General features: G+C 63.4%; 16 protein-coding genes. 11 read left to right on the top strand and 5 right to left on the bottom strand.

The window, feature by feature from the left end:
• Positions 1–220: 220 nt before the first annotated feature.
• The 3 genes from HX851_RS03395 to dkgB all read left to right on the top strand — a co-directional run bounded on the left by HX851_RS03395 (position 221) and on the right by dkgB (position 1,925).
• Positions 221–772 carry a DUF2975 domain-containing protein gene (locus HX851_RS03395; RefSeq protein WP_177065016.1) on the top strand — a complete coding sequence of 184 codons (552 nt, stop codon included), beginning with the start codon at positions 221–223 and terminating at the stop codon, positions 770–772.
• 9 nt (positions 773–781) lie between these two features.
• A complete protein-coding gene (locus HX851_RS03390; protein ID WP_177061077.1) occupies positions 782–1,024 on the top strand; it encodes a helix-turn-helix domain-containing protein in 243 nt (80 codons plus the stop codon).
• A gap of 97 nt (positions 1,025–1,121) precedes the next feature.
• A complete protein-coding gene (gene dkgB, locus HX851_RS03385) occupies positions 1,122–1,925 on the top strand; it encodes a 2,5-didehydrogluconate reductase DkgB (RefSeq protein WP_177061076.1) in 804 nt (267 codons plus the stop codon).
• A gap of 25 nt (positions 1,926–1,950) precedes the next feature.
• On the opposite strand, the gene HX851_RS03380 is transcribed toward dkgB, so the two are convergent.
• The 4 genes from HX851_RS03380 to HX851_RS03365 all read right to left on the bottom strand — a co-directional run bounded on the left by HX851_RS03380 (position 1,951) and on the right by HX851_RS03365 (position 7,106).
• Complete coding sequence (locus HX851_RS03380; protein WP_017125759.1) at positions 1,951–2,577, bottom strand: response regulator transcription factor; 627 nt, start codon at positions 2,575–2,577, stop codon at positions 1,951–1,953.
• 254 nt (positions 2,578–2,831) lie between these two features.
• Positions 2,832–3,548, bottom strand: coding sequence for an MgtC/SapB family protein (locus tag HX851_RS03375; protein WP_177065015.1), 717 nt, complete (start codon positions 3,546–3,548; stop codon positions 2,832–2,834).
• 66 nt (positions 3,549–3,614) lie between these two features.
• Positions 3,615–6,380, bottom strand: a complete 2,766-nt coding sequence (gene mgtA, locus HX851_RS03370) for a magnesium-translocating P-type ATPase (protein WP_177065014.1) — start codon at positions 6,378–6,380, stop codon at positions 3,615–3,617.
• 243 nt (positions 6,381–6,623) lie between these two features.
• Complete coding sequence (locus tag HX851_RS03365) at positions 6,624–7,106, bottom strand: sigma-70 family RNA polymerase sigma factor (protein WP_177061072.1); 483 nt, start codon at positions 7,104–7,106, stop codon at positions 6,624–6,626.
• Positions 7,107–7,415: 309 nt separating this feature from the next.
• Here HX851_RS03365 and HX851_RS03360 point away from each other — a divergent pair, with 309 nt between their 5' ends.
• Genes HX851_RS03360 through HX851_RS03350 form a run of 3 tightly spaced genes read left to right on the top strand, consistent with a single transcriptional unit; the run spans position 7,416 to position 11,949 of the window.
• The gene (locus tag HX851_RS03360) at positions 7,416–8,588 is read left to right on the top strand and encodes an efflux RND transporter periplasmic adaptor subunit (protein WP_177061071.1); all 1,173 of its coding nucleotides are present in this window, start codon (positions 7,416–7,418) and stop codon (positions 8,586–8,588) included.
• Positions 8,589–10,562, top strand: coding sequence for a MacB family efflux pump subunit (locus HX851_RS03355; RefSeq protein ID WP_177061070.1), 1,974 nt, complete (start codon positions 8,589–8,591; stop codon positions 10,560–10,562).
• Between the two features lie 7 nt (positions 10,563–10,569).
• On the top strand, positions 10,570–11,949 hold the full coding sequence (locus HX851_RS03350; RefSeq protein ID WP_177065013.1) for an efflux transporter outer membrane subunit: 1,380 nt from the start codon (positions 10,570–10,572) through the stop codon (positions 11,947–11,949).
• A 137-nt stretch (positions 11,950–12,086) separates the two neighbouring features.
• On the opposite strand, the gene pvdP is transcribed toward HX851_RS03350, so the two are convergent.
• Entirely contained in the window at positions 12,087–13,706 is a 1,620-nt protein-coding gene (gene pvdP / locus HX851_RS03345) for a pyoverdine maturation tyrosinase PvdP (RefSeq protein WP_177061068.1), read from the bottom strand.
• A 179-nt stretch (positions 13,707–13,885) separates the two neighbouring features.
• Here pvdP and pvdM point away from each other — a divergent pair, with 179 nt between their 5' ends.
• The 5 genes from pvdM to HX851_RS03320 all read left to right on the top strand — a co-directional run bounded on the left by pvdM (position 13,886) and on the right by HX851_RS03320 (position 22,035).
• Entirely contained in the window at positions 13,886–15,217 is a 1,332-nt protein-coding gene (gene pvdM, locus HX851_RS03340; RefSeq protein WP_177065012.1) for a pyoverdine-tailoring dipeptidase-like protein PvdM, read from the top strand.
• Positions 15,218–15,296: 79 nt separating this feature from the next.
• A complete protein-coding gene (pvdN, locus tag HX851_RS03335; RefSeq protein WP_177065011.1) occupies positions 15,297–16,583 on the top strand; it encodes a pyoverdine-tailoring periplasmic protein PvdN in 1,287 nt (428 codons plus the stop codon).
• Between the two features lie 55 nt (positions 16,584–16,638).
• Positions 16,639–17,538, top strand: coding sequence for a dihydropyoverdine dehydrogenase (gene pvdO, locus HX851_RS03330; protein WP_177065010.1), 900 nt, complete (start codon positions 16,639–16,641; stop codon positions 17,536–17,538).
• Between the two features lie 90 nt (positions 17,539–17,628).
• The gene (locus HX851_RS03325) at positions 17,629–19,293 is read left to right on the top strand and encodes a cyclic peptide export ABC transporter (protein ID WP_177065008.1); all 1,665 of its coding nucleotides are present in this window, start codon (positions 17,629–17,631) and stop codon (positions 19,291–19,293) included.
• A gap of 261 nt (positions 19,294–19,554) precedes the next feature.
• Positions 19,555–22,035, top strand: coding sequence for a TonB-dependent siderophore receptor (locus HX851_RS03320; protein ID WP_177065005.1), 2,481 nt, complete (start codon positions 19,555–19,557; stop codon positions 22,033–22,035).
• Positions 22,036–22,224 lie beyond the last annotated feature (189 nt).

Here is a 22,224-nt window from a genome sequence, read left to right as displayed (position 1 = left end):
GTGACGCGGAGCGTCACGGGCCGCGTTACCACGCGGAGCGTGGGAACGATCGGTGGGGTGGGGCCGCTCGGTGTTCGCTTTGGGTCAATCGAGTGTTGTTACAAAGAAATAATATTATTGTTTTACAGCAATTAATTACTGCAATATAGTCATTAAACGCCAACCATTCACGGCGTCCGACAACCCTCCAGACCCCACACCCGATAATGAAGGACGTGTTATGACCTCCGATCGCCTGGCCAGCCACAGCCGCCTCCTTGCTTCCGCGACACTGCTGCTGATCATCGCCATGCTGCTCGTCAATATCGCCTGCTGGTTCTTCCCCAGCCTGGTCACTGACTATGGCGTGGGTTTCAACCTCGGCTCGATGGCTACCGAATACAACGTGAAGGTCGAGGACATGCCTTGGTGGCAAGTCGCGGGTTGCATCCTGTTATCCAGTATCCCGCTGCTGATCCTGGCCAAGGGGCTGTTTGCCCTGCGCAGCCTGTTCCGGGCCTACAGCCATGGCGATTACTTCTCCCCGGAATCGGCCGGACGGCTGGGCAAGGTCGGCAAGAGTGTCGGTTTCTGGGTACTGGGCACGGCGTTGCTGGAGCCGGCCCTGAGCGTGTGGATGACCTTCCTGTTGCCTCCCGGCCAGCGCCTGCTGACCCTCGGCTTCAGTTCATCGCAGGTGGTGGCCCTGTTTCTGGCCGCCTCGATCACGCTGATCGCCAGGATTCTCTACAATGCCTGCTCGCTGGCCCGTGAAAACCAGCAATTCGTCTAGGACAGCGCAATGCCGATTGAAATCAAGCTCGATGTCATGCTCGCCCGGCGCAAGGTCAAATCCAAGGATCTCGCGGCGGCCATCGGCATCACCGAACAGAATCTCTCACTGTTGAAACAGGGCAAGGTCAAGGGCTTCCGCCTATCGACCCTGGAAGCGATCTGCAGCTTCCTCGATTGCCAGCCGGGCGACCTCCTCGCCTATCAGGCCGCCCCGGAGAAAGCCGTGGCGGCCGATCAGCGGGACTCGTGATTTTCGGTAAAGAGTCCTTTTCCCCATCGCCTATTTTTCTCAAAGATAGGGATGGGGATACTCCTGGTCATTCCCACTGTCATTCCAGGAGTCACCCATGTCTGTTCCCGCCTTCGGCCTTGGTACGTTTCGCCTGCAGGGCCAGGTCGTCATCGATTCGGTCAGCACCGGCCTCGAACTGGGCTACCGGGTCATTGATACCGCACAGATCTACGAGAACGAAGCCGAAGTCGGCCAGGCCATTGCCGACAGCGGCGTGACCCGCGACGAACTGTTCATCACCAGCAAGATCTGGGTCGCCAATTTCGCCAGGGATGCACTGATCCCCAGCCTCAAGGAAAGCCTGCGCAAGCTGCGCACCGAATACCTCGACCTGACGCTGATCCACTGGCCATCGCCCGAGAACCAGGTGCCGGTCGAAGAATTCATGGGCGCATTGCTGGAGGCCAGGCAACTCGGCCTGACCCGCCAGATCGGCATTTCCAACTTCACCATCGACCTGATGAAACAGGCCATCGCCGCCGTCGGTGCCGACAACATCGCCACCAACCAGATCGAACTGCACCCCTACCTGCAAAACCGCAAGGTGGTGGAGTTCGCCCACAGCCAGGGCATCCAGATCACCTCCTATATGACCCTGGCCTACGGCGAAGTGCTGAAGGACCCGGTGATCCAGCGGATCGCCGTGCAACACCAGGCCACCGCGGCCCAGGTCACCCTGGCCTGGGCGATGCAGATGGGTTATGCGGTGATTCCGTCCTCGACCAAACGCGAGAACCTCGCCAGCAACCTCAAGGCCCGGGACCTGCGCCTGAGCGATGCCGAGATGGCCCTGATCGCCGGCCTGGAACGCGGCCAGCGCCTGACCAGCCCCAAGGGCATCGCGCCAGACTGGGACTGAGCCGCGCCTCTCAGGGTCGTGTCGGTCAGATCAGGTGGTTGCGCTTGGCGAATTCCGCCAGCGCGACCACCGACTTGAGGTTCAGCTTGTCGATCAGACGGGTCTTGTAGGTGCTGACAGTCTTGTCGCTCAGCAGCATCAGCTCGCTGATCTCCTTATTCTTCATGCCACGGGCGATATAACGCAGGATGCTCAGCTCGCGGTTACTCAGGTTCTCGATCTGCCGTGACTCGGACTCGTTGACACTGGCGGCCGTGCGCCCGCGGTCTTCCAGGCGCGGGAAGAAGCTCTTGTTGAGCATCACCGCCCGCACCGCCAACTGCAGTTCGTCGAGCTCGGCGGTCTTCGAGACATAGCCCAGGGCACCGGCGCGCATGCAGCGCTCGGAATAGAACTCCGGCGATTGCTCGGTCAACACCACGATCTTGCTCGACAGTCCCAGCGTGGTGATGCGGGTAATCACTTCCAGGCCATCGAGCCGGGGAATATTCAGGTCCATCACGATCAACTGCGGTTCGAGCTCCCGGGCCCGCTGCACCGCATCGACGCCGTTGTCGGCCTCGGCCAGCACTTCAAAACCGAGTTTCTCCAGCAATATCTTGATCGCCAGGCGAACGAACGGGTGATCATCCACAATCAGTGCGTTACGCATCCGCAAATCCTTGAGAAGTACGCCGGCCACTGCTTGAGACGGGAACGTGCTTGCATCGATCAGTAAAGAAAGGAATCCAACCCAATAGAGTGTAGGAAATTTCCTGGAACTTGCCTTGGCACACGGGCTCGATACCTCAGCCGTCGGCCGGATGGGGCACGCACTTTAGCGGGCAGCCCCAGCAAGATATGTAGGAATAATCCCAAGACTGTCCCGCCGGAACGGAAGATCGCCCTCGCCCGGCAGGAAGCGGGTCAGTCGGTGGTACTAGGACTCCAGAACGCCTGCTGGACCAGGCTCGATATCGACAGGCGCGCCACCAGCGCGTCCAGTTCGTCGCCGTCCACCGACGTGATCGCCAGGGTCGCCTCGATTTCCACATCCTCGTCGCCGAACGGCCGCACCTCGACGTCGCTGGCCGGGAAGTTGCTGCGCGCCAGCTCCTTTTCCAGCAACGACATCACGGTCTTCTGCTGGTCGCGCCCGGCGATCAGGTAGAGGATATAGGTGACCTCCGCCGAAACCACGTCCAGCGGCTGGCGGTTGATGTAGTTGACGATCGGTCGCAGCAGGGTGTTCGCCGCGAGCACGAACAAGGTCCCCAGCAGTGCCTCGAGGATCAGGTCGGCACCGGCGCAGGCACCGACCGCCGCCGAGGCCCAGAGCGTCGCTGCGGTGTTCAGGCCGCGGACATTGCCCTCCTCGCGCATGATCACCCCGGCACCGAGGAAACCGATGCCGGAAACCACATAGGCCACCACCCGCACCGCACCCTCGGCACCGCCGAGGCGGTTGGCCATGTCGACAAAGATCGCCGCGCCCACCGCCACCAGCACGTTGGTGCGCAAGCCGGCGGTGCGCTGGCGGTACTGGCGCTCGAAACCGATCAGGCCGCCGAGGATAAAGGCGGCGCTGAGGCTGACCAGGGTATCGACCAGCGAGTCGAGGTTGATGTTGTTGAGGGCCTGCATTCACTCACTCCTTGATCGTCGAGATGATCGTTCCCCACGCAGCGCGTGGGAACGATCACGCGGTGGTTACTGCCAGCCGAACCTGCGGATATAGAACCCCTTCACCGCCTGCGTCAGTACCATGTACGCCAGCAGGATCACCGGCAGGAACACGAAATACAGCGACGGCAACGCCTGCAACTTGAAGTAGTGCGCCAGCGGGCCCATCGGCAGGAAGATCCCCACGGCCATGATGACGCCCGTCATCACCATCAGCGGCAACGCCGCACGGCTTTGCAGGAACGGAATCTTCGGCGTGCGGATCATGTGCACGATCAGCGTCTGGGTCAGCAGGCCGACCACGAACCAGCCCGACTGGAACAGGGTCTGGTGGTCCGGGGTATTGGCATCGAAGACATACCACATCAAGGCGAACGTGGTGATGTCAAAGATCGAACTGATCGGCCCGAAGAAGAACATGAACCGCCCGACATCCGCCGGCTGCCAACGTTGCGGCTTCTTCAGCATCTCCTCGTCGACATGGTCGAACGGGATGGCGATCTGCGAGATGTCATACAGCAGGTTCTGCACCAGCAGGTGCATCGGCAGCATCGGCAGGAACGGAATGAAGGCACTGGCCACCAGCACCGAGAAGACATTGCCGAAGTTCGAGCTGGCGGTCATCTTGATGTACTTGAGCATGTTGGCGAAGGTCCGGCGGCCTTCCAGCACGCCCTCCTCCAGCACCATCAGGCTCTTTTCCAGGAGGATGATATCGGCCGCTTCCTTGGCGATGTCCACAGCGCTGTCCACCGAGATACCGATATCGGCGGTGCGCAGGGCCGGTGCATCGTTGATGCCGTCGCCCATGAAACCGACCACATGGCCGTTGGCCTTGAGCAGGCGGACGATGCGTTCCTTGTGGGATGGGGTCAGCTTGGCGAATACGTTGGTGGTCTCGATCGCCTTGGCCAGTTGCTTGTCGCTCATGCGCTCGATGTCGTTGCCCAGCAGCAGGCCCTGTTGCTCCAGGCCGACCTCGCGACAGATCTTCGCCGTCACCAGCTCGTTGTCGCCGGTCAGCACCTTCACCGCCACGCCGTGTTCGGCCAGGGCGCGCAGGGCCGGCGCGGTGCTTTCCTTGGGCGGGTCGAGAAAGGCCACGTAGCCGATCAGGGTCAGGTCCTGTTCATCAGCCAGACTATAGATATCACCGCCGGCCTCCATGGAGCGCGCGGCCACCGCCACCACCCGCTGGCCTTCCTCGTTGAACGCCGCGGTGACCTGGCGGATCCGCGCCAGCAGCGTGTCGGTCAACGGTTCCTCGGCATCGCCATGGCGCACCCGGGTGCACACCGCCAGCACTTCCTCGACCGCGCCCTTGCAGATCAGCAGGTGCGGATGGTCCTGTTCGACCACCACCACCGACATGCGGCGGCGATTGAAGTCGAACGGGATCTCGTCGACCTTCTGGAACGCGGTGCCGACCTGCAACTCGCGATGCACTTCGACGTGTTCGAGCACGGCGACGTCCAACAGGTTTTTCAGCCCGGTCTGGTAGTAGCTGTTGAGGTAGGCCATTTCCAGGACGTCCTCGGACTCTTCGCCCCAGACGTCGACATGCCGGGCCAGGAAGATCTTGTCCTGGGTCAGGGTGCCGGTCTTGTCGGTACACAGCACGTCCATGGCGCCGAAGTTCTGGATCGCGTCCAGGCGCTTGACGATGACCTTCTTGCGCGACAGGAACACCGCGCCCTTGGCCAGGGTCGAGGTGACGATCATCGGCAGCATTTCCGGGGTCAGGCCGACGGCGATGGACAGCGCGAACAACAGCGCCTCCATCCAGTCCCCCTTGGTGAAGCCGTTGATGAACAGCACCAGCGGCGCCATCACGAACATGAAGCGGATCAGCAGCCAGCTGACCTTGTTGACCCCGTGCTGGAAGGAGGTCGGCGCGCGATCGGTGGCACTGACGCGCTGGGCCAGGGCACCGAAGTAGGTGTTGTTGCCGGTGGTCAGGATCACCGCCGTCGCCGCGCCCGACACCACGTTGGTGCCCATGAACAGGATATTGTCGAGGTCCAGCGGGTTGGTGGCGCTGTGGTCGATCTGCCGCGGGAATTTTTCCACGGGCATGGATTCGCCGGTCATCGCCGCCTGGCTGACGAACAGGTCCTTGGCCGTGAGCACACGACAGTCGGCGGGAATCATGTCGCCGGCCGAGAGCACGATCAGGTCGCCTGGCACCAGTTGCCTGATCGGCAGCTCGATGCGCTGGGCGCCCTGGATCTGCACCGCGGCCCCCTGGAATTTGCCGAACACCGGCGAGGTATCGGCGGCAAAGTCGCGGCGCATCACCGTCGCGGTATTGCTGACCATGGCCTTGAGCGCATCGGCGGCCTTGTTCGACTTGGCCTCCTGCCAGAAACGCAGCAGGGTCGACAGCACTACCATGGAGAGAATCACCGTGGCCGCCTTGAGGTCGTCGGTCAGCCAGGAAATCAGCGCCAGCAGGGTCAACAGCAGGTTGAACGGATTCTTGTAGCAGTGCCACAGGTGCACCCACCAGGGCAGCGGCTGCTCATGTTCGATCTCGTTGACACCGAACTTCTCGCGCAGGACCTGGGCCTGGGCCTCGCTCAAACCATCGGCGTGGGCGCCGAGGCGCTCCATCAGTCCGAGCGGATGGTCGTTGGCCGCCGCCACCAGAGTCTGCGCCAGGGTCGGCGGGACCTCGCGGCTGACACTGGCATCGGTCATGCTCTCGAACAACGCCAGGCGACGGAAATGCCGGGCGAAATGCCGGGTTCGAAGGAAACCGGCAAAGAATTCTTTCAACAGGACGAATTTCATGAATATCGCTTCTCGCTTTCGGGCGAGACAACGACAGGTAAGCTGCGCGTTATCTTGCCGAGACTGTGCCGGTCATGGGAACCGGCCGACGACTGCCACTCGAACAAGTGCCCACATGGGCCTCCGCAGGGGACGAAACGCGCGAAGATTACACTTCGACATTTGCAGGGTAAACGGTAACGGCGTGTTTCAAAGCACTACCGAAAAGTTCTTCAGGAAGGGTTCAGGTTGGGCACGCGCCGATCAGTCGCGATCCCACTGAAGCATGCGCAGACGGCAATGCTTCATCGCATTGACGATATGTTTTTCCACCAGGCTGCGGGAGATCCCCAGGCGCTCGGCGATCTCCGGATGCGACAGGCCGTCGAGCTTGCGCAACATGAAGCTGTCGCGGCACAGGCTCGGCAATTCCGCCAGGGCCCGTTGCAACATGTCCAGGCGCAGGCCATGGTCCAGCGAGGTTTGCGGCGAGGGGCTGAAAAACCGTTCATCGCTGTCGAGCACTTCCAGCGACTCGTTCTGGCGTACGGCGTTGCGTCGATAGTCATCGATCACCAGGTTCAACGCCGTGCGATAGAGAAAGGCCCGCGGCTGTTCGATCGGCGTATCACTGGAACGCTCCAGCACCCGCACATAGGCGTCATGCACCACGTCTTCGACACCATGACGATTACCCATCTTGGCATTGAGGAAACACACCAGCTCGCGGTAGTAGTTTTCCAACATGACTCCTGTCCGCACACTCGGCGGGACCTGTCCTTGAACCCATCGACAACGCCCGGTGCAAGGACGTCCCGATGATGTCAGTTTGAGGGGTCGTAATTTATAGTAATTCTCATATAGATTTAAAGTACCCCCGGCCAAAAGCCGGAAATGTTTCGAAAAAAAGCCTGGGGCAAAGGCTTAAATTACCGCGCCGAGCCCTCGTCTATTGGACAGCTTCCGTGTTTGTCGCCCGGCGACAACAAGCGCCGCCGGGCGAAACAGCCCCACCGGCGTGGCAACGGACCGACCTTCCACCGGCTGGAACCCTGCATGAAACGTCCCCGACGCACCCGACGCGCGCTGCTTGTCTCACTGTGCCTGATCCCTGTCGTTGCCTTCGCTGCCTGGCAGATCCTGCCGCCAGGGCGGGACCGGTTCGCCACCGTCACGGTGAATCGCGGCGATATAGAAAGCAGCGTGACCGCCCTCGGCACCCTGCAACCGCGACGTTATGTCGACGTCGGCGCCCAGGCCTCCGGACAGATCCACAAGATCCACGTTGAAGTCGGCGACCAGGTCAAGGAAGGCCAGCTACTGGTCGAAATCGACCCCTCGACCCAGAAGGCCAAGCTGGATGCCGGTCGCTACTCCATCGAGAACCTCAAGGCCCAGCTCCAGGAACAACGCGCCCTGCACGACCTGGCCCGGCAGAAATACCAGCGCCAGCAACAGCTCAACGCCGGCGGCGCGACACGGGTCGAAGACATCCAGAGCGCCCAGGCCGAAATGCGCACCACCCAGGCCCGCATCGACATGTTCCAGGCGCAGATTCTCCAGGCCCAGGCCAGCCTGCGCAGCGACGAAGCGGAACTGGGCTATACCCGCATCTTCGCCCCCATGAGCGGCACGGTGGTGGCCCTCGACGCCCGGGAAGGCCAGACCCTCAATGCCCAGCAACAGACCCCGCTGATCCTGCGCATCGCCAAGTTGTCGCCGATGACGGTCTGGGCCGAGGTTTCCGAGGCCGATATCGGTCACGTCAAACCGGGCATGAACGCCTACTTCACCACCCTCAGCGGCGGCAACCGGCGCTGGACCAGCAGCGTGCGGCAGATTCTGCCGGTGCCGCCCAAGCCGCTGGAACAGACCAGCCAGAGTGGCGGCAGCCCGAACAGCAGCAGCAAAAGCGGCGCCGCCCGCGTGGTGCTCTATACCGTTCTGCTGGATGTCGACAACGCCGACCAGGCGCTGATGGCCGAGATGACCACCCAGGTATTCTTCGTCGCCGACCGTGCGCAAAACGTCCTGACCGCGCCCATTGCCGCCCTGCAGGGCGGTTCGCAGCCGCATGTACAGAACGCCCGGGTGGTCGACGCCAACGGCGAGATCCAGACCCGCGAAGTACGTACCGGCATCAGCGACCGCCTGCGCATACAGATTCTCGACGGACTGGTCGAGGGTGACCACCTGCTGATCGGTCCGGCTGTCGGTAGCGGAGGCTGAATGCAAACGCCACTGATCGACCTGCGGGACATCCGCAAATCCTATGGCGGTGACGACAGCCCGCTGGTGGAGGTGCTGCGAGGCATCGACCTGTCGATCCACGCCGGGGAGTTCGTCGCCATCGTCGGCGCTTCCGGCTCGGGCAAGTCGACACTGATGAACATCCTCGGCTGCCTCGACCGCCCGACGTCCGGCAGCTACCGCTTTGCCGGCGAGAACGTCGCCGAACTCGACAGCGACGAGCTGGCCTGGCTGCGCCGGGAAGCCTTCGGCTTCGTGTTCCAGGGTTACCACCTGATTCCTTCCGGCTCGGCCCAGGAAAACGTCGAGATGCCAGCGATCTACGCCGGTACGCCCGCCGTCGAGCGCCATGCCCGCGCCGCCGCCCTGCTCGATCGGCTGGGCCTGGCGAGCCGCAGCGGCAATCGCCCGCACCAGTTGTCCGGCGGCCAGCAGCAACGGGTGTCGATCGCCCGCGCCCTGATGAATGGCGGCCATATCATTCTCGCCGACGAACCCACCGGCGCCCTCGACAGCCAGAGCGGCGCGGAAGTGATGACGCTGCTCGACGAACTGGCGAGCCAGGGCCACGTGGTGATCCTGATCACCCACGACCGCGAAGTCGCCGCCCGCGCCAAACGTATCATCGAGATCCGCGACGGCCTGATCATCAGCGACACCGCGCAGCACAACCCCGAAGTCCAGCACAGCGCCAACCCTTCCGCCCTGCAGGCCGTGGACCTGCGCCAGCGCCTGAGCGACGGTAGCGAATACAGCGGCGCCTGGAAGAGCGAATTGCTCGAAGCCGTGCAGGCGGCCTGGCGGGTGATGTGGATCAATCGCTTCCGCACCGCGCTGACCCTGCTCGGCATCGTCATCGGCGTCGCCTCGGTGGTGGTCATGCTGGCGGTCGGCGAAGGCAGCAAGCGCCAGGTCATCGCCCAGATGGGCGCCTTCGGTTCGAATATCATCTACCTCAGTGGCGCATCTTCGACGCCCCGTGCGCCCCTGGGCATCGTGACCCTGGACGACGTGGCGGCGCTGTCGGCCCTGCCCCAGGTGAAAATGATCATGCCCGTCAACGGCAATGACGCAGTGGTTCGCTTCGGCAGCCTCGACCACACCGCCTATGTCGGCGGTAACGACACCCAGTTCCCGGCGATCTTCAACTGGCCGGTGGTCGAGGGCACTTACTTCACCCAAGCCGATGCCAACGCCGGGGCGGCCGTGGCGGTGATCGGCCACAAGATTCGTGAAAAGCTGTTCAAGGACCTCCCCACCCCCATCGGCCAGTACATCCTCATCGAGAACGTGCCCTTCCAGGTGATCGGCGTGCTCCAGGAAAAGGGCGCCACTTCCGGCGAGACCGACAGCGACGAACGTGTCGCGATCCCCTACTCCGCCGCCAGCACGCGCCTGTTCGGCACGCGCAACCCGGAATACGTGGCGATCGCCACCACCGACGGACGCAACGTCAAGGATGCCGAACAGGCCATCGACCAGGTGATGCTGCGCATGCACAACGGCCGGCGGGATTTTCGCCTGACCAACAACGCCGCGATGATCCAGGCCGAAGCCCGCACTCAGAACACCCTGTCGCTGATGCTCGGCTCGATTGCCGCCATTTCCCTGCTGGTCGGCGGGATCGGCGTCATGAACATCATGCTCATGACCGTGCGCGAACGCACCCGCGAAATCGGCATTCGCATGGCCACCGGCGCCCGCCAACGGGACATCCTGCGCCAGTTCCTGACCGAGGCGGTGATGCTCTCGGTGGTCGGCGGCCTGGCAGGCGTGGTACTGGCCCTGGGGGTAGGCGGCGTGTTGCTGCTGAGCAAGGTCGCCGTGGCGTTCTCCCTGGCCGCCGTGATCGGCGCCTTTGCCTGCGCACTGGTCACCGGCGTCATTTTCGGCTTCATGCCTGCCCGCAAAGCCGCCCGGCTCGATCCGGTGACGGCCCTTACCAGTGAATGATCGATCTATGAAGCCGCAACTCTCCCTGCTCACGGTCTGCCTGTTGCTCAACGCCTGCAGCGGCTCACCGCCCGGTCCGGACAGCGGCCTGGTGCCGCCGGCCGACTGGCAATTCGAACAACAACGGAGTACGCAACAGGACACCCGCCAGTGGTGGCAGCAATTCGGCAGCCCGGAACTCGACCAGTTGATAGAGCAAGCCCGTCTCGGCAGCTACGATGTCGCCGCCGCCGTGGCCCGGGTACGCCAGGCACAGGCCTCGGCGGTGATCGCCGGCGCGCCCTTGCTGCCGGAGGTCAAGCTGGGCCTGGATGCCAGTCGCAGCAAGCTGCTGCACGGCAGTGACAATGCCGACAGCGACAACAACAGCAAGAGTTTCGGCGCCAGCCTCAGTGCCAGCTACGAGGTGGATTTCTGGGGGGGACTTGCCGCGGCCCGCGACAGCGCCCTGCAGAGCCTGCGCGCCAGTGAGTTCGACCAGGCCACGGTGGAGCTGACCTTGCTGGGCGGCGTCGCCGATCAATACGCCCGGACCCTGTCCGCCCGCGAACAGGAGCGGATTGCCGGGTTGAATCTGATCAATGCGCAAAGCGTGCTCAGGCTGGTACAGACCCGCTATGACTCGGGCTCGACCACTGCCCTGGAACTGGCCCAGCAGAAAAGCCTGGTGGCTGCCCAGCAACGACAGCTGCCGCTGATCCGGCAGCAAGCCCGGGAATCGCTGATCACCCTGGCCGCGCTGCTCGGCCAGCCGGTGCAGAACCTGAAGATCGGCAGCCAGCCCTTTTCCAGCCTGAACTGGCCGCGAATCGGCTCGGGGGTTCCCAGCGAACTGTTGAGCCGGCGTCCGGACATTGCCAGGGCCGAAGCCCAACTGGCGGCGGCGCAGGCCGATGTCACCGTGGCGCGGGCGGCGATGCTGCCGAAACTGACCCTGGGTGCCAGCCTGGGATCGGAGTCGACCATCGCTTCCGAAGCCTTGCGCACGCCGTTCTACAACCTGACCGCCGGCCTGGTGGCGCCCATCTTCAACAATGGCCGGCTGCGGGCCGAACGGGACAAGGCCACGGCCCGCCAGCAGGAACTGCTGGAAACCTATCGCGGTTCGATCGTCAATGGTTTCGCCGACGTCGAGAAGGCCCTGAACAGCATCAGCGGCCTGGACCAGCAACGGCGCTGGCAGGATGAAGAACTGCAGCAGGCCAGGACGGCCTTCGAGATCTCCCAGAGCCGCTACCAGGCCGGTGCCGCCGACCTGCTCACCGTGCTGGAAACCCAGCGCACGCTCTATGCCGCCCAGGACCTCAACGTACAACTGCGCCTGTCCCGGCTGCAGGCCAGTATCGCGCTGTACAAGGCGCTCGGCGGCGGCTGGCAGGCACCCTGAGGGACAAACCAATCCTAACCCTTGCAGGAGCCGGCTTGCCGGCGATGAGGCCCGCGAGTCGGGCATCGTCTGATCGGCCGCCATCGCCGGCAAGCCGGGCTCCTACAGGACCTCCTCCCACAGGTTTCGCCCGCCGTCTAGAACAACCGATCCTTGAGCGACAGGTGACGGGCATACCAGGGACGCCGCGGAACCCGGCGCAGCAGATCGCCCAGGCTCTTCTCCTCGGTAAAGGTGATACGCAGCGCCAGCTTCATGGTTTCCGGATCCATCTCCACCGACCTGCCGACACTCAGGCCCGGCGTGGTGCTGCAACCATGGGTGCTCGGACCGAGCCACGGATCATCCACCTCGACCCAGCGTCCCGGCGCGAACCAGGGCACGCCATTGACCTCCAGGCGTGACACCTCGCCCGGATGAAAACGCTCGTGGGCGCGAAACCAGTCTTCGATACGGTCATCGATCCAGCCGTGGAACAGCCAGAACACCGGGTTCACATGGGACGAGAACGGATCGCCGAGAAAGTCGTTTTCCGGTTGGTACCAGCGCGGGGCAAAGTCCATGAACTCACGCGCCATCGGCACCGGCGCACTGTTGGACGGATCGCGGGCCACGGAGGCCCAGCGCATGTGCAGCCAGTCGTGCAGGCCCAGTTCAAGCTCGGAGCCGAACTGCCCCAGGGTCAATTTCGACAGGTAGCGCGGGTCGGTGTATTGCGACTCCCATACCTGGAAATTGCTGTGGTAGGTCTCGCTACTCTTGATGTCGCCGACCCACTTGCTGTAGTCATCGTCATCCTCGGCCAGCCAGGTCGGCGGTACCGACCAGCCATCGTGGTTGTCGAAGTACCGGGCGAAACCGGCCCGATCACGCTCCAGCTCGGGCTGCGGCTGCGGGAAGCGGGTCCAGGATGGCAGGGCCTGGTACTGGCGCGCCGCCCGCAGCATGTGCCGGTGCATGAAGAAGAAATCGATGCCCGAACCATTGCGATCCTTGCGCGGCCCCCGGGCGTCCCGTTCCTTGTCCCGCGGGCCGGGCTGCCAGCCGATCCCGCGCAAGCCGTTGCGCTTGTCTTCGGACAAGGTGTGCCATTTGTCCCGGGTGGCGTGCCAGAGCTGATGAAACAAGCGGTGCTCGGGCGATACCAGCGAAGCCAGCAACGGCGCCCCCAGGGCGATCCGCTCACGGGCCTCGGGAAAAACCTGCCTGGTCGCGACCAGACGATTATCCAGTTGCCGCAGCGCCAGCGGACGGTCGAGACGCTCGATGCGACCGCTGAGCGTACCGGTGCCGGCATTACCGTAAGTGGCCCAGACTTCGTCCAGGGTCAGGCTGAGTTCGTACTCGGGGATATCCTCACCGGCCCGGCTCAGGCGCCAGAACAGGCGTGCTCCGTCGGCAACCGCCAGATCGCCCACCAGGCGCAAACGGGGTTCGCCGTCACCACGCAGGGCCTCGGCGGTATCGATGAAACCACGCACGCCACGCCCTCTTGGGGCAATATCGACAAACAGTTCCAGACCCTTGAGCGGCAAACCCTCAAGACCGCCATCGCGCCCCTCGAAACGCAGGCTCCAGACCCCGCGCAACTGGTTGGCCAGACGCTGGCCGGCGGTATCGAGCAGATCGACCGTGGCTTCCCCCGGCGTAACGGGGTCATCCTCGCGCGTCAGTTCACGGTGCGCATAATAAGCCGCGGGGATGGCAGCGCCCGTAAGCGCCAGGCCCGCTATGAACCCTCGTCGAGAAATCGTCATCGCCCTACCTGTGTCAGCCCTGAAGCAGGCTTTATCCAAGCTAGAACGTTGTACCCACGGGGAAATTTAGCCCGCGGCAGGCCACCCGGGGCCTAAATTGCGCGCCCCTCCACTCGTTCTTCCCAGATAGCGAAGGCCCTTGTGCCTGCCTGTGACCTGCGAACCAGAATGAGATGGCAATGATAAAACCGCGTTCGAAAAAGGCTCTCTATATCGGCCTGCCCCTGGCCCTGGCCATTTCCGCTGCGGCGGCCTACCTGACCTGGGACTACTGGCCCAATCCGGGTTACTCGCTCAAGGTCATGAAACAGGCGGACGAACTCCAGGACCGGATCATCTCCTTCGACAGCCATATCACCGTGCCCCTGACCTTCGGCGCCGAAGGTCGCGAGGCCGACAAGGACGGTTCCGGCCAGTTCGACCTGGTGAAAACCGCACGCGGGCGCCTGTCCGGCGCGGCGCTGACGGTGTTCGGCTGGCCGGAAATCTGGAACGGGCCGAATGCGCCACACCGGCCGACGGCGGGCTTCGTCGACGAGGCGCGCAAGCAGCAGGAAGTGCGCTACAAGATCATCACCGGCATGGTTCGCGACTTCCCCAACCAGGTCGGGATCGCCTACACCCCCGACGATATGCGGCGCCTGCACGGCGAAGGCAAGTTCGCGATTTTCATCAGCATGCTCAATGCCTACCCGCTGGGTCACGACCTCGACCTGCTCGACACCTGGACCGCGCGCGGCATGCGCATGTTCGGCTTCAGTTATGTCGGCAACAACGACTGGGCCGACTCCTCGCGGCCATTGCCGTTCCTCAACGATACCCCCAACGCCCTCGACGGCCTGTCCGATATCGGCAAGCAGGCCGTGCACCGCCTCAACGACCTCGGTGTGATCATCGACGTCTCGCAGATGTCGAGCAAGGGCCTGGAACAGGTCAGCCAGTTGAGCCGCACGCCGATGGTCGCCTCGCACTCGGCGCCACGAGCCCTGGTGGATATCCCGCGCAATCTCAGCGACAAGGAAATGCAACTGATCAAGAACAGCGGCGGCGTGGTCCAGATCGTCGCCTTCCCGGCCTACCTGCGCCCGCTGAGCCAGCCCACCCAGGACAAGCTCAACGCCCTGCGCAAGCGTTTCGACCTGCCGCCCCTGCCCAACCTGGCCATGGCCCTGATGCCCGGCGACCCGATCATCACCGTCTGGCCCGAGCAACGCTTCGGCGAGTACGCCAGCGCGCTCTACGCCATTCTCGACCAGGAGCCCAAGGCCGATCTCAAGGATTTCGGCAACGCCATCGACTACGCGGTGAAGAAGATTGGCATCGACCATGTGGGCATCAGTTCCGACTTCAACGACGGCGGCGGTATCGACGGTTTCAAGGATGTCGGCGAAGCCCGCAACGTGACCGCCGAGCTGCTCGAGCGCGGCTACTCCGAGGCCGATATCGCCAAGCTCTGGGGCGGCAACTTCCTGCGGGTCTGGGACGAGGTGCAAAAGGCCGCCAGACGCTGATCTCGAGATAGCGCCAAGGTGGCGAGCGGATTTACCCGCCCGCCGCCCAACCACCCCGACAGCTCAAGTGAACTTCTCCATGACTGACCGCAGAACCTTTCTCAAACAGGCCGGCGTGCTTGCCGCCAGCCTGCCACTCGGTGTGAGCCTGGCAACCCGGGCGGCGACCCGGACGGCCAGCGTGCCGGCCTTGCCCGGGGACAAATGGGCACAACTGCGCCTGCTGTTCAACCAGGACCCTGACTACCTGCACTTTTCCAACTTCCTGGTCACTTCCCACCCCAAGCCGGTGCGTGACGCCATCGAACTGCACCGCGCCGCACTCGACCGCAACCCCGGCCTGGCCATGGACTGGGACCTGGAGGAAACCTGGAAGCGTGAGGGGCAGGTGCGGCTCGCCGCCGGCCGCTACCTGAAGGCCAAACCGGGGCAGATCGCTCTGACCGGCAGTACCACCGAAGGCCTGGCGATGATCTACGGCGGCATTCATGTGCGTCCCGACCAGGAAATCCTCACCACCGAGCACGAGCACTACTCGACCCGCAACATCCTGCGGTTGCGCACCGAACGCGAAGGCACCCAGGTACGCAAGATCGGCCTGTTCAAGGACGCCCACCAGGTCTCGGCCGATGAAGTGCTCGGCAACATCGCCCGCGCGATCAAGCCGCAAACCCGTGTCCTGGGCATGACCTGGGTGCAGTCGGGCAGCGGCGTCAAGCTGCCGATCGGCGAGATCGGCAAGCTGGTGGCCGAACAGAACCGCAACCGCGACGACAAGGACCGGCTCCTCTACGTGGTCGACGGCGTGCATGGCTTTGGCGTGGACAACCTCGACTTCCCGGACATGCACTGCGACTTCTTCATCGCCGGCACCCACAAGTGGATGTTCGGCCCGCGCGGTACCGGGATCGTCTGTGCCCGCTCGGAAGAAGTGCGCGACGTCACGCCCCTGGAGCCGACCTTCTCCGAAGACACCAACTTCGCCACCTCCATGAGCCCCGGCGGCTATCACGCCTTCGAACACCGCTGGGCCCTGGACAAGGCTTTCGACTTGCACATGGAACTGGGCAAGGCCGATGTCCAGGCGCGGATCCATGCCCTCAACAGCGACCTCAAGCAGCGCCTGCAAGCCGATTCGCGGATCGAGCTGGTGACGCCCATGAGCCCCGAACTGTCAGCCGGCTTCAGCTTCTTCCGGGTCAAGGGCCAGGACAGCGACAAGGTCGCCGCCTACCTGATGCAGAACAAGGTGGTGGTCGACGCGGTGGATCGCGATGTCGGGCCGGTCGTGCGCACGGCACCCGGCCTGCTCAATACCGAAGCCGAGCTTGATCGCTTCATGACCCTGCTCGGCAAACAGTCATGACCGTCTTGCTCGTTAAACCCTTCCAGACTCCTGTTCCCAGCCTGCGAGAAATCCGATGAAATCCAACCTGCTCAATGCCCGGCCTCGCGCCTGTCTCCGGCCCGCCCTGATCATCAGTGCCCTGCTCGGTGCCTGGTTGCCCGGCGTCACGCTCGCCGCCACCGCGCCGCTGCCGGGCAAGGTGTTCAAGGATTGCAAGGACTGCCCGGAAATGGTCGTGCTGCCGGCCGGCACCTACACCATGGGCTCGCCCGAGGATGAACTCGGGCGCGAGCCGGACGAAGGGCCGATGCACGATGTCACGTTCAAGAAAGCCTTCGCCATCAGCCGTTTCCAGGTGCTGAGCGGCGAGTGGAATGCCTACATCCGCAGCTCCGGCTACAAGATGCCCGACGGCGATGACCGCCCCGGCCGTGAATGTCTCGCCGGCCAGCCGCGCTACCCCATGAGCGACAGGCAACCGGCGGTGTGCATGGATTTCCACGAAGCCCAGGCCTACACCGAGTGGCTCTCGAAGAAAACCGGCAAGGCCTATCACTTGGTCAGCGAAGCCGAGCGCGAATATGCCGTGCGCGGTGGCAGCAAGGGACCATTCCCCTTCCCGTTCGATGAAGGCAAGGAATACAGCATCGCCAAGCATGCCAATACCTACGGTCCGGCGGACGGTTTCAGCTACACCTCGCCGGCCGGCAGCTTCCCGCCCAACGCCTTCGGCGTCTACGACGGCCACGGCAATGTCTGGGAATGGACCGCTGACTGTTATGTCGACACCTATGTCGGCGCCCCGACCGATGGCAGCCCGCGCCTCGACAGCCAGGAATGCGAGGACCGCCGCTCGATACGCGGCAATGACTGGACCGAGGCGCCGATCTTCTCCCGCTCCGGCAACCGCAACGAGCGCAGTGCTATCACCCGTGGCGACTGGCTGGGCTTTCGGGTGGCCCGCGAGCTCTGAGGTTAAATCCCGCCCGGACCCTCTCGTCTTTTAAGAGAGCAAGGCGCTGCCCGCCCCGGCGGCGCCGACGAACCATCACGAGTAGACCCCATGACCCTCCAAGCACAAAGCCTCGCCCAGGAAACCCTGAGGATCCTCAAGCCCTTCTGGCTACTGGTCGCGCTCTCGGCCGCGCTGGGGATTGTCAGTGGCCTCAGTGTCACGGCGCTGCTGGCGACCATCAACAGTGCCATGAACGCGCTCGGCGGCCCGGATACCCATACCGCCCTGCTGTTCGGCGGGCTGTGCCTGCTGACCCTGGCCTGCTCCACCGTCTCCAACCTGCTGACCAACTATGTCGGCCAGCGGGTGGTCGCCAAGCTGCGCCGCGAACTGGCCGCCAAGGTCCTGGTGGCACCCATCGAGCAACTGGAGCGCTACCGCGCCCACCGCTTGATCCCGGTGCTGCTCAATGACGTCGGCACCATCAGCTCCTTTGCCCTGTCGGTGGCACCGATGGTGATTTCCTTCACCGTGACCATCGGCTGCCTGTCCTACCTGGCGATGCTGTCCTGGCAGATCCTGCTGTTGACCGTGCTGACCGTGATCATCGGGACCGGCGCACAGTTCCTCGCCCACCGCTTCGGCATGCGCAGCATTCTCAAGGCGCGGGATGGCGAAGACGACCTGCAGAAGCACTATCAGGCGATTTCCGGCGGTGCCAAGGAACTGCGGATCCAGCGCAAACGCCGCCAGCACATGCTCGACGAGCAGATCCACGGCACCACCGAGCGCATCTGCAAGGCCAACATCCGTGCGGCGAACATCTTCGTCAGCGCGGAAACCTTCGGTTCGATGCTGTTCTTCGCGGTCATCGGCATCGCCATCGCTTTCCAGGCGCTCTGGCCCACCACCGACAAGACCGTGCTCGGCGGCTTCGTGCTGGTCATGCTGTATATGAAAGGCCCGCTGGAACAGTTGATCAACACCCTGCCGAGCATCAGCCGCGCCGAGATCGCCTTCCGCCGTATCGCCGAGCTGTCATGGCGTTTTTCCTCCCCGGAACCGCACCTGCTGGTCAGCGACCGCGCCGTCGATCCGGCACCGCTGCAAAGCATCGAACTGCACCAGCTGCGCTATGACTACCCGCAGGTCGAAGGCAGCCAGGCCTTCCACCTGGGGCCGGTGAGCCTGACCATCCAGCAAGGCGAAATCCTGTTTATCGTCGGCGAGAACGGTTGCGGCAAGACCACCCTGATCAAGCTGCTGCTGGGCCTGTATACCCCGCAACAGGGCGAGATCCGCCTCAACGGCAAGGCGGTCAGCGCCGAGGGCCTGGACGACTACCGGCAGCTGTTCACCACCATCTTCGCCGACTACTACCTGTTCGACGAAGTGACCCAGGGCAGCAACCCGTTGCCGCCGGAATCGATCAAGTACCTGGAACGCCTGGATATCGCCCACAAGGTCAGCATCCGCGACGGCAGCTTCACCACCACCGACCTGTCCACCGGCCAGCGCAAGCGCCTGGCGCTGATCAATGCCTGGCTGGACCAGCGTCCGGTGCTGGTGTTCGACGAATGGGCCGCCGACCAGGATCCGGCCTTCCGCCGGGTGTTCTACACCGAGCTGCTGCCGGAGCTGAAACAGCAGGGCAAGACCATTATTGTGATCTCCCACGACGACCGCTACTTCTCGGTCGCCGACCAGCTGGTGCGGATGCAGGCCGGGCAGATCCAGGTCGAGCGCGTCGAGCGGCAAGCCCTGCCGGCCTGATCACCGAGTGCCCTCGCTCCCGTGCGTGCCACGCGGGAGCAACCCCGCCCTAAATTTCCCCGCGTGCGTTTCGTTCTTCCCTATAGCCAACGACCCGACAGTCCCCTCCGGCCCTGCGTCCACCGCGCAGGCGCCATGGAAGAAAGCCCCCTCAGCGAATTTTTTCTTCTTTTTTTCCGATTTTGTCGAGCCGGTGCGTCTTCTTCTCAAGTGATAACAATTCCTACTCGCTTCTCCGACACTTTAAAAAGAGCTGAAACAATGCCGAAAACACACCGACTGACCCCTTTGAGCAAAGCGTTGCTGGTTCGCCAGCTCTTCTGCTCGCCTGTATCGCTCAGCGCCATGGGGATGGCGCTGGCACTGCCGATGGCCGCCCAGGTCCAGGCCCAGGAGTTCGAGTTCAACATTCCGGCGCAGTCGCTGGCGAGCGCCCTGCAGGAACTGGGGCGCCAGGGCAATATCCAGGTGCTGTACAACCCGGAGCGGGTCAAGGGACTGCAAGGTGGCGCGGTAAAGGGCAAGCTGACCCCGGGCCAGGCGGCCAGTGAGCTGCTGAAGAACAGCGGTGTGAACTACAGCATGCAGGGCGATACGCTGACCCTGAGCAATGCCCCGGCCACCGGCGCCAGCTCGGGCGTGAACCTGGCGGCCACGACCATCGGCGGCCAGATGCTCGGCACCAGCACCGACGGCACCGGCTCCTACACCACAGGCGCGGTGACCATCGGCAAGACGCCCCACACCCTGCGCGAGATCCCGCAGTCGGTGACGGTGGTCACCCGCCAGCAGATGGACGACAAGAACCTCACCAAGCTCGATGAGGTGATGGCCCAGACCACTGGTATCACCCGCTCCAACCGCAACTTCGGCGGTAACGTATTCAACTCCCGGGGTTTCACCCTGGAAGACGACAGCTATCTGATCGATGGCGTCCCGGGGCTGGCCTACAACCTCACTGGCTGGATGCGTCCCGACATGGCGGTGTTCGACCGCGTCGAAGTCATCCGTGGCGCTACCGGCCTGCTGGTCGGTGCCGGCAACCCTGGCGGCGCGGTGAACCTGGTGCGCAAGCGCCCTACCGCCGATCCGCGCTTCTCGATCAGCACCAGCGCCGGTTCCTGGGACAACTACCGCATGGACCTGGACGGCAGCGGCCGGCTGAACGATCAAGGCACCCTGCGCGGTCGCGCCGTGGTCGCCTACGAGGATCACGGTTACTTCCAGGACGGCCTCAACTCCCAGACCCCGTTGCTGTACGGGATCGTCGAAGCCGACCTGAACGACGCCACCACCCTGGCCGTCGGCCTGCGTCACCAGCGCACGCTCTACCAGGGCTACACGATCTTCGGCCTGCCTCGCTACAGCAATGGCCGCGAGATCGATGTCTCGCGCTCCACCTCGCTGGGCCAGGACTGGAACCGCCACGAGATCGAAGTCAACGAAGTCTTCGCCGACCTGGAACATCATCTCAACGACAATTGGACCAGCAAGGTCTCGGTGAGCCAGTCGGAGAGTATGTTCAACCAGCGCGTAGCCTACTCCCAAGGCGCCCTGGACCCTGTGACCCAGGATGGCACCTTCCTGTCCAGCACACAGTTCCGCCGCGAATACGTCACCAGCAAGGGCATTGACGGCCATGTCTCGGGCAACTTCGACGCCTTTGGCCTGACCCACGAATTGATGCTGGGTGCCAACTGGTCGCAGCAACATATCCTGAGCAAGCAGTCGCTGACCGATATCGATCTGCCGATCGACGTCTTCAACCCCAATCACAACCTTATTCCCAAGCCGCAGCAGCCGGCCTGGCAGAGCCTGGACGATATCACCCAGCGCCAGTATGGCCTCTACAGCACCCTGCGCCTGCGTCTGACCGAACCCCTGAGCCTGGTGCTCGGCGGCCGCCTGAGCTGGTACAAGAATGACAACACGCGGGATGACTACACTGTCAATCCCACTAAGGTCACCCCCAACAACTACCGTGAAGATAAGAAATTCACGCCATTCGCCGGACTTATCTACGACCTGAACGAGCAGTGGTCGTGGTACGCCAGCTATGCCGATATCTTCCGTCCGCAAAGCAATTATCGTGACGCGTCAGGTAAAGGTCTGGAGCCGACTCTCGGCTCGAACTATGAAACCGGCATCAAGGGTGCACTGTATGACGGTCGCCTGAACGTGTCGGCCGCCGTGTTCTACATCAAGCAGAAAGACCTGTTCCAGACAGACGACGCCGCTAACGCCGTTCCGCTGAATAACTGCCAGCAGTACAACCCCAGCAGCGGCTCCTGCTACAAGAACGGCCCGCCCAGCGTCAGCAAGGGCGTAGAACTCGAAGCCAGCGGCGAAGTCGCCACCGGCTGGCAGATGAGTGCCGGCTACACCTACAACATCACCCGCAACGAAGACGGTTCTTCAATCGACTCGGAAACTCCGAAGCACATGCTGCGCGTTTCCACCATGTACAACCTGCAAGGCGACCTGAACCGCCTGAGCGTGGGCGGCGGTGTGTCGACCCAGAGCGGCTACGTATCGCATTTCAACGATCAGGACATCCCCAACCCTGGCCGTGCAATCTGGGATGCCCGCACGGCCTACAAGCTGGACGATCACTGGAAACTGTCGTTCGACCTGAAGAACGTCTTCGACAAGAAGTACTACGAAGCCACCGGCGAGTTGCGTCGCGGCAGCTACTACGGCGAACCGCGCAACTTCATGGTCACCCTGCGTGGCGACTTCTGACTGAAGGCGGCGCCTCTGCCACGGGGGGCGCCGCACAGCTTGAACGCAGAACCCAACCAAGGGGCGACCCTTGGTTTTTTTATGCCTGTTGCCGCCCCCCGTGTAGGAGCCTGGCTTGCCAGCGATGGCGTCCGCGCGGGCACCGCAAGATTCCCGGGTCTCATCGCCGGCAAGCTGAACTGGTCAAGT

The organism is Pseudomonas gingeri (genome assembly GCF_013385635.1).
Lineage (GTDB): Bacteria > Pseudomonadota > Gammaproteobacteria > Pseudomonadales > Pseudomonadaceae > Aquipseudomonas > Aquipseudomonas gingeri_A.
Note: the sequence above shows the minus strand (reverse complement) of the source record. Positions and strands in the feature narration are given on the sequence as shown.